General features: G+C 71.5%; 8 protein-coding genes. 3 read left to right on the top strand and 5 right to left on the bottom strand.

Features of this window, described 5'->3' with window-relative positions; all coding sequences use genetic code 11:
* Both ACYQ77_RS44270 and ACYQ77_RS44265 read right to left on the bottom strand, forming a co-directional pair.
* Positions 1–155: transposase (locus ACYQ77_RS44270; RefSeq protein WP_459723500.1), on the bottom strand; the 155-nt coding region annotated here is incomplete at its 3' end.
* 1,340 nt (positions 156–1,495) lie between these two features.
* Positions 1,496–2,323 (bottom strand): metallophosphoesterase family protein, encoded by an 828-nt coding sequence (locus tag ACYQ77_RS44265; protein ID WP_459723497.1) that lies wholly within the window; start codon positions 2,321–2,323, stop codon positions 1,496–1,498.
* Positions 2,324–2,460: 137 nt separating this feature from the next.
* Between ACYQ77_RS44265 and ACYQ77_RS44260 the strand changes: the two genes are divergently transcribed.
* On the top strand, positions 2,461–3,477 hold the full coding sequence (locus ACYQ77_RS44260) for a C40 family peptidase (protein ID WP_459723496.1): 1,017 nt from the start codon (positions 2,461–2,463) through the stop codon (positions 3,475–3,477).
* A gap of 41 nt (positions 3,478–3,518) precedes the next feature.
* On the opposite strand, the gene ACYQ77_RS44255 is transcribed toward ACYQ77_RS44260, so the two are convergent.
* Both ACYQ77_RS44255 and ACYQ77_RS44250 read right to left on the bottom strand, forming a co-directional pair.
* Entirely contained in the window at positions 3,519–5,285 is a 1,767-nt protein-coding gene (locus ACYQ77_RS44255; protein ID WP_459723495.1) for a BCCT family transporter, read from the bottom strand.
* A 39-nt stretch (positions 5,286–5,324) separates the two neighbouring features.
* Positions 5,325–6,566, bottom strand: a complete 1,242-nt coding sequence (locus tag ACYQ77_RS44250) for an MFS transporter (RefSeq protein ID WP_459723493.1) — start codon at positions 6,564–6,566, stop codon at positions 5,325–5,327.
* Between the two features lie 80 nt (positions 6,567–6,646).
* Here ACYQ77_RS44250 and pdxR point away from each other — a divergent pair, with 80 nt between their 5' ends.
* Both pdxR and ACYQ77_RS44240 read left to right on the top strand, forming a co-directional pair.
* On the top strand, positions 6,647–8,059 hold the full coding sequence (gene pdxR / locus ACYQ77_RS44245; RefSeq protein ID WP_459723491.1) for a MocR-like pyridoxine biosynthesis transcription factor PdxR: 1,413 nt from the start codon (positions 6,647–6,649) through the stop codon (positions 8,057–8,059).
* Positions 8,046–9,527, top strand: a complete 1,482-nt coding sequence (locus ACYQ77_RS44240; protein ID WP_459723489.1) for an aldehyde dehydrogenase (NADP(+)) — start codon at positions 8,046–8,048, stop codon at positions 9,525–9,527. The genes pdxR and ACYQ77_RS44240 overlap by 14 nt, the downstream gene beginning before the upstream one ends.
* On the opposite strand, the gene ACYQ77_RS44235 is transcribed toward ACYQ77_RS44240, so the two are convergent.
* Complete coding sequence (locus tag ACYQ77_RS44235) at positions 9,524–11,269, bottom strand: gamma-glutamyltransferase family protein (protein WP_459723487.1); 1,746 nt, start codon at positions 11,267–11,269, stop codon at positions 9,524–9,526. The genes ACYQ77_RS44240 and ACYQ77_RS44235 overlap by 4 nt on opposite strands.
* Positions 11,270–11,405: the final 136 nt, after the last annotated feature.

Raw genomic sequence — 11,405 nt, 5'->3', positions numbered from 1 at the left:
AGATCCCGCCAGGCGATCCCGGTCTTGGCCTTGTAAAGCATCCCGTTGATCACCCGACGGTCATCTACCCGAGGACGCCCCTTCACACCTGAGAGCGGCAACAACGGCTCGATCACAGCCCACTGCTCATCGGTTAACTCATGCCTGCGCACCACGGCTGAAGATCAAACCAGGTTATCCTCACCAACTTTGAGGACGCTCCCTAGTGCCACCATCACGCCGGAGGCGTGTGGGAACCTGGGCGAGCATGTTGCGCGGAAGTGCACCCGGCAACGTTCCCAGGCCGCCGCCGAGCGCCAGGCTGGCCATGGCCTGCTTGAGGCCGGTGTGCGCGTCGGAGACAACCAGCCGTCCTCCACCCAGCCAGCTGCGGAGTCGCCCCGCGACCAGGTCGCGAAGCCGCCAGGACTCCACACGATCGGCACGGCTCGCGACACCTTCGCCAGCGATGCACCGGGAGGCGCTGCGTATCACGGCCGCGGGCGCATCCATCGGAGCACGTCCGCCCACGCCTAGAACCTGTTTCATTGGCGTAGCCACTCGTTGATGGCGGCCCTATGGATTGGACTGTGAGTTTGTCGAACCTGGTGGCCACGGCCCGGTTGTGTTGAGTCGGTTGATCTCGCACTTGACCGCGTGTCGCAGCTGGTAGGGAGTTGAACGCTGGTGGTCGCCCGCCGGTTCGGACGCCCCGAATCGCGGCTGGCGCTGTCTGGAACTGTGGTGAGTCGCCGCGTTGCCCGGCGGTGATCAGCAACGGCAACGGTCTGTGGCCTTGCTCGGTGGCCAGATGCAGCTTGGTGGTTCAGCCACCCCGCGACCGCCCTCACGTGTGATCGGCCGGTCTGGGTTCGCCAACACCACCCGGTGGTTGTTTCTGCCCTCTGCTGTCGTTGCGGGCACCAGCCGCGTTCTGATGCACCCGGTTGATCGTGGAATCCACACCCACCTCCCAGGTGATCAACCCCGCGATCTGTTACTCGATCAGCTTGGTCGTTGATCGCTCCACCGGAGACCTCATCCCATTTTGATCCACGACACGCCGAGCCCGCAGTCTCGACGTCCCTAGGCGGTGACCAGCAGCGACCATCAGTGGCAACGTCGGCGTCCTTGCTCGCAGGCCCGGTGCAGCTTGCTGGTCCACCCGCCCGCAACTGCCCCAAAAGCGTGATTCGACGCGCACCAGCGGCATGCTGATGCGCGGGCCTCCATCCGGTCAGGATCGCTCGCCACGTTCTGGTGCGCTGCCAACGGCGGAACCGGAGGCCCCGGCGATGCGGTGGATCAGGCGTGGGCCAGGGCCGAACCGTAAAGCCGGGTGCCTGTGCCGGTGGTGATGCTCGCTTCGCCCCAGGTGGCCGAGTCGCCGAACTCGTCTCCGTGACGGCGAGGCCGTTCCATGACGCCGGGCGGTCCAGGAGCTGTGTCCTGTCTCCAACGCCACCACGATCGAAAAGGGCGGGCACCGTGACGAGTGTCGGAGCCGACCCGCTGGTCAGGCGCTCGGCAGGATGCGGCGGGGGAGGCCGTGCGGACGGGTCCTGGGCTGCCACTCCCTCGGGTAACCCAGGGACACCTCCTCGAACGGCACGCCGTCGTACACCGTGCTCCTCGGGATGTGCAGGTGCCCGTACACCATGGCGGCGGTGTTGAACCGGGTGTGCCAGTCGGCGGTCAGCTCGGTGCCGCACCACTGGGCGAACTCCGGGTACCGCAGGACGCGCGTCGGTTCGCGGACCAGGGGGTAGTGGTTGACCATGACCAGCGGCACCGCCGGGTCGCACTCCTTGAGGCGCTGCTCGGTCTCCGCGACGCGGGCGCGGCACCAGTCGTCGCGGGTGGGGTACGGGTCCGGGTGCAGCATGTACTCGTCGGTGCACACGACGCCGGTCTTGTGCGCGTAGGCGAGGCCGGCCTCCTTGGTGTCGCAGCCGTCCGGGCGCCAGGTGTAGTCGTAGCCGAGGAACAGCGGGGCCACCGTCACCGGGCCTGCCGGGCCGTGCCACGTCGGGTACGGGTCCTCGGGCGTCAGCACGCCGAGGCCGCGGCACATCTCGACCAGTGCCTCGTACCGGGCGACGCCGCGGCGGGTGTCCGGGTCGTCGGGCATCGTCCACAGTTCGTGGTTGCCGGGGACCCACACGACCTGCGCGAAGCGCTCCTTGAGCACCGACAGGGCCCACTCCACGTCGGTGACGCGTTCGCCCACGTCACCGGCCACGAGCAGCCAGTCCTGGGGCGTCCGCGGCTGTAGTTGCTCCACGACCTCGCGGTTCTCCTTGTAGGACACGTGCAGGTCGGAGGCGGCCACGAGGTTGCTCACGTGATCCACCCTAACGGTCGTGTTATGTCCGCTGCCCTAGCGTGCAGACGTTGGTGCCCGCTTCGCGGGATTCGGGTGGTGATCCGCGATCTTTGTTGAACAATGGACACCGACGACCGAACGAGAGGGGAGCTCGGGTGCGTGCACTGCCCGCATCGCTGGCCGGCATCGGGGCCGCGGTGCTGCTGACCGCGACGCTCGTCGTCGCGCCCGCGTCCGCGCAGCCGACGACCGTCGCGGGGCTCCTCGCGCACTACTACGACCTCTCCGCCGAGGCCGAGCTCGTCAACGAGGAGCTGCTGGTCGTCCAGGAGGAGCTCGCCGCCCACAAGAAGGCGTCCGCCGCCGCCGTCAAGGCCGCCGCCGACGCCAAGGCGGCCGCGGACGCGCTCCGTGACAAGGCCACCGCCGCGCAGGACCTCGACCGGGTCGCCGACGCGCTCTCCGCCCGCCGCGACCTCGACGGGCTCACCGCGCTCGCCACCAGCACCAGCCCCGACGACCTGGTCGGCAAGCTGGAGGCGGCGACCCTCGCCGCGCACCTCACCGGCGGGCCCCGCCAGGGCGACGCCGCCCTCGAGGCCGCCGAGGCGGCCGAGGACAAGGCGGTCGCCGCCGAGTCACGCGCCCACACCCTCGAGGCGAAGGCCGCGAGCACCGCCTCCGAGGTGCGGCAGCGCCGCTCCGCGCTCGACGCCCAGATCGCGGAGGTGCGGGCCGCGCTCGACAACCTCACCCCCGAACAGCGGTCCCTGCTCGAGGGCATCGAGGACTACGACAGCGACGTCGTCCTCCCCGGCGGCAACGCGGGGGAGATGCTGCGGTTCGCGCTCACGCAGATGGGCAAGCCGTACCTGTGGGGCGCGGTCGGCCCCAGCGCCTACGACTGCTCCGGGCTCGTGCAGACCGCGTTCCGGACCATCGGCGTCGCCATGCCGAGGGTGTCCCGCCAGCAGGCGCTCGTCGGCAGGCAGGTCGCGCGTGCCAACGTGCGGGCAGGCGACCTGATCTTCTACGGCAACCCGGTCCACCACGTGGCCATCGCCGTCGACGGTGTGCGCGCGGTGCACGCGCCGAGCTTCGGCGAGACCGTCAAGATCAGCGGCATCGACAGCATCGGCACGATCGCGGTCATCCGGCGCGTCGTCGAGTGAACCAAGGGGGTGCGGCCCCGGAGAAGCCGCACCCCGGCCGGTCACCTGCGGCCGATGCGGAACCCGTGACGGCGCAGCTCGCCGACGTCGGCCGCCCGCAGGGCCTTCAACATCTCGTTCTCCTGGACGATCAGCGGGTCGGTCCGCAGGTCCTTCCACAGCGACCAGCACAGCCCCACCATGACGAGCGCGAACGGCGCCGCCACGATGATCGTCAGGTTCTGCAAGCCGGACAACGCGTTCCCGCCGCCGTCACCCACCAACAGCATCACGATCGCGACCGCGCCCATCAGCACGCCCCAGAAGATCACCACCGGCTTCCTCGGGTGCACCGAGCCGCCCTGGGACAGCGTGCCCATCACGACCGACGCCGCGTCCGCACCGGACACGAAGAAGATCGACACCAGCACGATCACCAGTATCGCGGCCACTGTGGACAGTGGCAGGTGGGTGAGGAACGAGAACGTCATCGCCTCGGACGTCGCCGCCGGGTCGTAGACCCACCTGCTCGCGTCGAAGAAGTCCGCGAGCGACCCGCCCGCCAGGTCCTGCGACGAGACCCCTTGCGCGGCAAGGGCTTCCCGCTGCGTCTGGATCGCCGCACCACCGAAGATCGCGAACCAGAACAGGCTCACCACGCTCGGCACGAGGATCACGCCCGCCACGAACTGCCGGATCGACCGGCCGCGGCTGATCCGCGCGATGAACATGCCGACGAACGGCGTCCACGAGATCCACCACGCCCAGTAGAAGATCGTCCAGCTGCCGAGCCAGCCGCGCATCTCGTCGCCGCCGGTCGCGCCGGTGCGGCCGGACATCTCCGCGAACTCCCGCACGTAGTCGCCGATCGCGCCCGGCACGAGGTTCAGGATCAGCACGGTCGGGCCGACGATGAAGACGAACGCGGCCAGCACGAGCGCGAGCACCATGTTGATGTTCGACAGCCACTGGATGCCCTTGGCCACCCCCGACACGGCCGAGGCCACGAACGCGATCGTCAGCACCGCGATCACCGCCACCAGCAGGACCGTGCCCGCCTCACCGACCCACCCGACGTAGGCCATGCCCTCACCGACCTGCAGCGCGCCGAGCCCCAGCGACGCCGCCGACCCGAACAGCGTGGCGAAGATCGCCATGATGTCGATCGCCCGGCCGATCGGGCCCTCGCTGCGGCGCTTGCCGAGCAGCGGCGCGAACACCGAGCTGAACAGCTGCGTGCGGCCGCGGCGGAACGTGCTGTACGCGATCGCGAGGCCCACCACCGCGTAGATCGCCCACGGGTGCACGGTCCAGTGGAACAACGTGGTCGCCATCGCCTGGTGCACGGCCTCGTCCGACGCGGGACCGGCGGTCCCCGGCGGCGGCGACATGAAATGCGTGAGCGGTTCGACGACCCCGAAGAACATCAGGCCGATGCCCATGCCCGCGCTGAACATCATCGCGACCCACGACGCGGTGCGGAACTCCGGTTTCTCCTTGTCCGCACCCAGCGGGATCCGGCCGTAGCGGCTGATCGCGAGACCGATGGCGAACAACACGAACCCGCTCGCCACGAGCACGAACGCCCAGCCGCCGTAGGGGATGACCCCCTCGTTGAGCACCGTGCTCGCGACCGTGATCATCGAGTCGGTGCCGAACACGCCCCAGCCGAGGAAAGCGACCGTCAGCGCCGCCGAGATACCGAAGACCCACTTGTCGGTCCGAGGTGGCCGGTCAGCGGCCACCTCGATTCTTTCTCCCGTGTCTTTCAGGACTTCCGTATCTTGCCGCGGACCTGTCTCCGCCAATTCTCGAGCGTCCGTATCCATACCAGCGCATGCTAACCGCTTGGTCAATGTGGACACGCGTCACGGGACGCCCGCGAGCAACGGTTCGGTATCGACTCGGTCGCTCCGGGTGCGCTCCGCCCAGCGCACGGCCGGTCCGAACGCGACGCCCGCCGTGACGAAGACACCACCGAGGAGCAGCCAGCCCGCGGTGCCCCAGCCGAGCACGACGGTGGTCACGAGCAGCGGGCCGAGCATCCTGGCCACGGTGAAACCGGACCCGAAGAACCCCTGGTACTGGCCGTGCTTGCCCTCCGGCGCGAGCCCGAAGCTCAGTTCCCACGCGCCGCTCGCCTGCATCATCTCGGCGGCGGCCTGCAGAGCGGCCGCCACGACGAGCACCGCGATGGCGGCCCACGCGGGCGCACCGAGGCCGGACAAGGCGAACACGACGCACGCCGCGAGGAGCGTCACACCCGCGAACCGCATGAATCGTAAGGCGCTCGCAAGGTTGGTGACCTTGCCCGCCACCCGCACCTGGAACAGCACGACGGACACGGTGTTGAGCACCAGCAGCAGCGAGACCGTCCACCCGGGCGCGTTCGTCCGCTCGACGATCCACAGTGGAATGGCGAGCGTGATCAGCGGGATGTGCAGCTGCAGCACCATGTTCAGCGTGGCGACGAGCGCGTAGGGTCGGTCGCGCAGCACCGACAGCATCGGCTCGCCGCGACCGGTGGCCGTGCTCGGCGCGACAGCGGGCAGGCGCAGCAGCACGAGCGCCGAGAGCACGAGGCTGAGCGCGTCGAAGGCGAGCACGGTGAGGTATGCCACCTCGGTGTCGACCTGCAGCGCGAGCCCGCCCATCCCGGCGCCCACCGCGATGCCGCCGTTGATCGCCGTCGCCAGCACGGCACGGACCGTCGTCCGCTCCGCCGCGGACACCAGCCCGGCGAGCAGCGCCTGCCGCGCGGCGGTGAGTCCACAGAGGGCACTCGAGTACAGGCACGCGACGACCACGAACGGCACGAAGTCACGCACGAACAGGAACAGCACGAGCGCGGCCGCCGTGCACAACGCCAGCAGCACCGCGATCCCGCGCGGCCCGCGCCGGTCCGCCAGGTGTCCCAGCGGCACCCCGGCGAGGAACCCGGCCGCCCAGCCGACCGTGAGGCCCAGCCCGACCTGCGCGGGCGACAGACCGACCACGCGGGTGAAGTACAGGGCGGAGCACACGAGGTACCCGCCGAGTCCGATCGAGTCGGCCAGCTGCGCCGCGGCCAGGCCGCGAGCCGGGCCGGGTGGTGGGACGAAGCGTGTCATGACCTCAACCTAGGAAGCGGATTGGCCGCATGGAAGAGCCAATGGTGACCAGTTTGATTGGGCCAATGTAGGGTGGACCGGTGGAGTTCCACGTCAGCCTGGCCGGGCGCGGCGACCTGTCCGCCCGGATCTACCGGCAGCTGCACGACGCGGTCATCGACGGCCGCCTGCGCTCCGGTGAGAAACTGCCGCCGACCAGGGAACTCGCCCGCCAGCTCGCCGTCTCCCGCAACACCGTCGCGCTGGCCTACGAGCGGCTGACCGCGGAGGGCTTCCTCGTCGGCCGGGTCGGCGCGGGCACGTTCGTGTGCGCCACGCCGCCCGCGCCCGCCACCGCGACGACGACCGGCGCGGGCGCGGTGCCGCCGAGGCCGGTGTGGCAGGAACTGGCCACCCCACCCGCCCGGGCCGCGGAACCGCCGCCGTACGACTTCGGTGTCGGCGTGCCGGACACGAGCCGCTTCCCGATGGCCGCGTGGCGCAGGCAGGTCACCCGCCAGCTCCGCGACCTCACCGCCGCCGACACGCTGTACGGCGACCCGGCCGGGCACCCCGGGCTGCGCGCCGAGATCGCGCGGCACATCGGCCTGTCCCGGTCCGTGCGCGTGCCCGCCGAGCAGGTGCTGATCACGAACGGCACCCAGCAGGCGCTCGACCTCGTCGCGCGCGTGCTCCTCGCGCCGGGCGACCGGGTGGCGGTCGAGGAGCCGGGCTACGCACCCGCGCGCGAGCTGTTCGCGTCGCACGGCGCACGGTTGACCGGCGTACCCGTCGACGCCGAAGGCCTTGTGGTGCGGGCACTTCCGGCAGACACCCGCCTGGTGTACACGACGCCGTCGCACCAGTTCCCGCTCGGCCCGCCGATGTCGCTCGACCGGCGGACGGCGCTGCTCGAGTGGGCCCGCGACGCGGGTGCGGTGGTCATCGAGGACGACTACGACAGCGAGTTCCGCTTCGCCGACCGGCCACTCGAACCCCTGCACAGCCTCGACCGCGGCGACCGCGTGCTCTACGTGGGGTCGTTCTCCAAGACCATGCTGCCCATGCTGCGGCTCGGCTTCCTGGTCGCACCGCCCGCACTGCTCGACGCGCTGCGTGCGGCGAAACGGCTCTCGGACCTGCAGACCGAAACCACGAGCCAGGGCGCCATGGCGGGGTTCATGGCGGAAGGGCTGTTCGTGCGCCACCTGAGGCGCGCGACCCGCGAGTACGCTGCCCGGCGCGCGCGGATCCTGACCGTGCTGCGGCGCGACTTCGCGGACCGGCTCGAGGTGGTGCCGTCGACGGCCGGGCTGCACCTCGCGGCGTGGCCGAAGGGCGACGTGGACGTGGCGGGCCTGGTCGACCGGGCCGCCGCGGCCGGGGTCGGGATGGCGGACCTGGCCGAGTACCACGGTTTCGGCCCCGGCAGACCGGGTATCGCGCTCGGCTACGGCCGGATCGGCCAGGACCGGATCGACGAAGGCTTGCGATTGCTGGATGAGGTGTGGTGAGCGGAGCGTGCGGAGCGAACAGGAAAACACAGGGAACGTGGCAGTGGAGACCGTGCTGAGCGGAGCGGCGGCCGCGCGGGCGCCGTTCGCGGCGACGTCGGCGGAGCTGCGCGCCACGGCGCTGCGGCGCGTGGCCGACGTGCTGGACGCGGCGGCGGGTGAGCTGGTGGCGCTCGCGCACCGGGAGACGAACCTGCCCGAGAAACCCCGGCTGTACGCCGAGCTGGAGCGCACCACGTTCCAGCTCCGGCTGTTCGCGGAGACGATCGTCGAGGGCGGCTACCTGTCGGTCACCCTCGACTCGCCCGACACCTGCTGGCCCGCAGGCGGGCGCCCCGACCTGCGGCGAATGCTGGTCCCGGTCGGGCCGGTCGCGGTGTTCGCCGCGTCGAACTTCCCGTTCGCGTTCAGCGTCGCCGGTGGCGACACGGCCGCCGCGCTCGCCGTCGGCTGCCCGGTCGTGCTCAAGGCCAACCCCGGGCACCCGCTGCTGAGCGACCGGGTCGGCGAGCTGGTGACCGACGCGCTGGCCGCGGCGGGCCTGCCGGACGGCGTGTTCGGGGTGGTGCACGGGCTGGCGGAGGGCCGCGCGCTCGTGCTCGACCCGCGGATCAAGGCGGGCGCCTTCACGGGCTCGCTGGAGGGTGGCCGCGCCCTGTACGACCTGGCCTGCTCGCGGCCGGAACCCATCCCGTTCCACGCGGAGATGGGCAGCGTGAACCCGGTGTTCGTGACCGCGTCGGCGGCGCGGGAGCGGGTCGAGGGGATCGCGGAGGGCTACGTCGCCTCCTACACGCTCGGCGCGGGCCAGTTCTGCACGAAGCCGGGCCTGGTGTTCGTGCCCACGTCCGCCGCGGCGGACTTCGAGGCGTGGGTCGTGCAGGCGTTGTCCGGGTACGTCGCCGAGCCGCTGCTGAACGACGCCGTCGCTGCCAGGTACGCGTCGAGTCTCGACACGCTGCGGTCCCACCCGGCGGTGCGGGTGATGGAGGCGGGGTCGGGCGTCGCGCCGACACTGCTCGGCTGTGCCGCGGCGGACTTCCTCGCCGCGCGGGACGAACTGCTCGTCGAGTGCTTCGGGCCGACGTCGATGATGGTGTGGTATTCGTCGATTGAGGAGCTGATGGCGTGCGCGGCGGCGTTCACCGGCGAGCTGGCCGCCGCCGTGCACGGCTCGCTCGAGGACGAGGAGGTCGAGCCGCTGATCGCGCTGCTGACCGAACGCGTCGGCCGGGTGCTGTGGAACGGCTGGCCGACGGGCGTGTCCGTGACCTACGCGATGCAGCACGGCGGCCCGTACCCGGCGACCACCATGCCGGGCCACACGTCGGTGGGCACCACGTCGCTGCGGCGGTTCCTGCGGCCGGTCGTCTACCAGAACATGCCGCAGGCGCTGCTGCCCGAGGTGCTGCGCGACGGCAACCCGCTCGGCGTGCCGCGCCGCGTCGACGGGGTGCTGGGCCGCTAGCGGCCCACCGCGTAGCCCTGCATGCCGCGCGGGTTGGCGGCCGCGCGGAGCAGGCCGGTCTCGGTGTCGCGGGCGATCGCGGACATGCGGCCGAGCGACCAGCCGTCGACGACCTCGACGTCGTGGCCGCGCCGCCGCAGCTCGTCGGCCGCACCGGCGGCACGCGCCTCCAGCAGCAGCTGGGTGCCGGTCTGCCGCGGGTAGAACGACGACGCGAACGACGAGGTGTGCCAGCTCGGCGAGTCGATCGCGGCCTGCAGGTCCATCCCGTGCACGGCGTGGTTGAGGAAGAACACCAGCTGCCACTGGTCCTGCTGGTCACCGCCCGGGGTGCCGAACGACAGCTGCACGCCGTCCCGCGTCGCGAACGACGGGGACAGGGTGGTGCGCGGCCGCTTGCCGGGCGCGAGCGTGGCGGACAGGCCGTCCTCCAGCCAGAACATCTGGGCGCGGGTGCCCAGGCAGAAGCCCAGCTCGGGGATGGTCGGCGAACTCTGCAGCCAGCCGCCGGACGGGGTCGCGGAGATGATGTTGCCCCACCGGTCGGCCACGTCGAGGTGGCACGTGTCGCCGCGGGTCGTGCCCTGCGGGGAGACCGCGAGCGTGGGTTCACCGATGCCGGCGCCGGCCGGGGCGGCGGGTTCGGCGCGGTCGAGGACGTAGCGGGGGAGCCGCCCGAGACCGTTGCGCCCGGCGGCACCGGCCTGGCCGGTGACGAGCCGGGCCCGCTCGGCGACGTACGCGGGGTCGAGCAGTGCGGTGAGGTCGGCGCCGTCGCCGAAGTTGGCGTCCCGGTCGGCGAAGGCGAGTTTGGCGACCTCGACGACGCGGTGGATCTCGTCGGCGGAGGCCGCGTCCGGGTGGTCGCCGAACGACTCCAGCATCGCGAGCTGCTGCAACAGGACCGGTCCCTGGCTCCAGGCGCCGACCTTGTGCACCTGCCAGCCGAACACGTCGTGGCTCACGGTCGGCTCGTAGCTCGGGCGCCACGCGGCGAGATCGGCGCCCGTGAGCAGCCCGCTGTGCGGCCTGCCGGACTCGTCGACGACCGCGGTGCGGCAGAACGCGTCGATGGCCTCGGCGACGAACCCCTCGTACCAGGCGGTGATGGCGGCGTCGAGCTGTCGTTCGCGGTCCCCGCCCGCGGCCTCGGCCTCCTCGACCAGGCGCCGGTAGGTGGCGGCGAGCGCCGGGTTGCGGATCAGCCCGCCCGCGGTGGGCACGGGCAGCCACAGGTCGGCGGAGGTGGGCCAGTGGGTGCGGAACAGCTGCTCGACGACGGTGATCACGTCGACGACCGCGGGGGCCACGGGGTGCCCGTGCTCGGCGTACCCGATGGCGTAGCTGAGGACGTCGCGCAGCGGCATGGTGCCGTGGTCGCGCAGCAGCGTCAGCCAGGCCCCGACCGCACCCGGCACGGTGGCGGCGAGCAGCCCCGTGCCCGGCACGAGGTCCAGCCCCAGCTCACGGAACCGCTCCGGCGTCGCCGCCCCCGGCGCGACCCCCTGTCCACACAGGACGCGCGGGGTGGGGTCGGCGGCGGTGGCGAAGATCGCGGGGACCTCGCCGCCGGGCCCGTTCATGTGCGGTTCGCAGACGTGCAGCGTGAAGGCGGCGGCCGCGGCCGCGTCGAAGGCGTTGCCGCCGCGCTCGAGGACCGCCATGCCCGAGGAGGACGCGAGCCAGTGGGTGGAGGCAACCATGCCGAAGGTGCCGGCGAGCTCCGGCCGCGTGGTGAACACGGGGCCACGGTAGCGGGGCCCCGGGGGCGGAAGGCAAGGACGTGCGAGTGCGATTCATGCCTCGCGTGGGACTCTGCGCAGGTTAGGCTGACGAGCGACACATCGACGCCGGTACCCCCTGCGGGTATGCTTGGTG

The sequence above is a fragment of the Actinophytocola sp. KF-1 genome (assembly GCF_054661535.1).
Note: the sequence above shows the minus strand (reverse complement) of the source record. Positions and strands in the feature narration are given on the sequence as shown.

What these genes read in the sequence shown, in the direction of transcription:
- ACYQ77_RS44255 (WP_459723495.1), bottom strand. Translation starts at nt 5,285, where the DNA reads ATGGATACGGACGCTCGAGAATTGGCGGAGACAGGTCCGCGGCAAGAT.
- ACYQ77_RS44250 (WP_459723493.1), bottom strand. Translation starts at nt 6,566, where the DNA reads ATGACACGCTTCGTCCCACCACCCGGCCCGGCTCGCGGCCTGGCCGCG.
- ACYQ77_RS44240 (WP_459723489.1), top strand. Translation starts at nt 8,046, where the DNA reads ATGAGGTGTGGTGAGCGGAGCGTGCGGAGCGAACAGGAAAACACAGGG.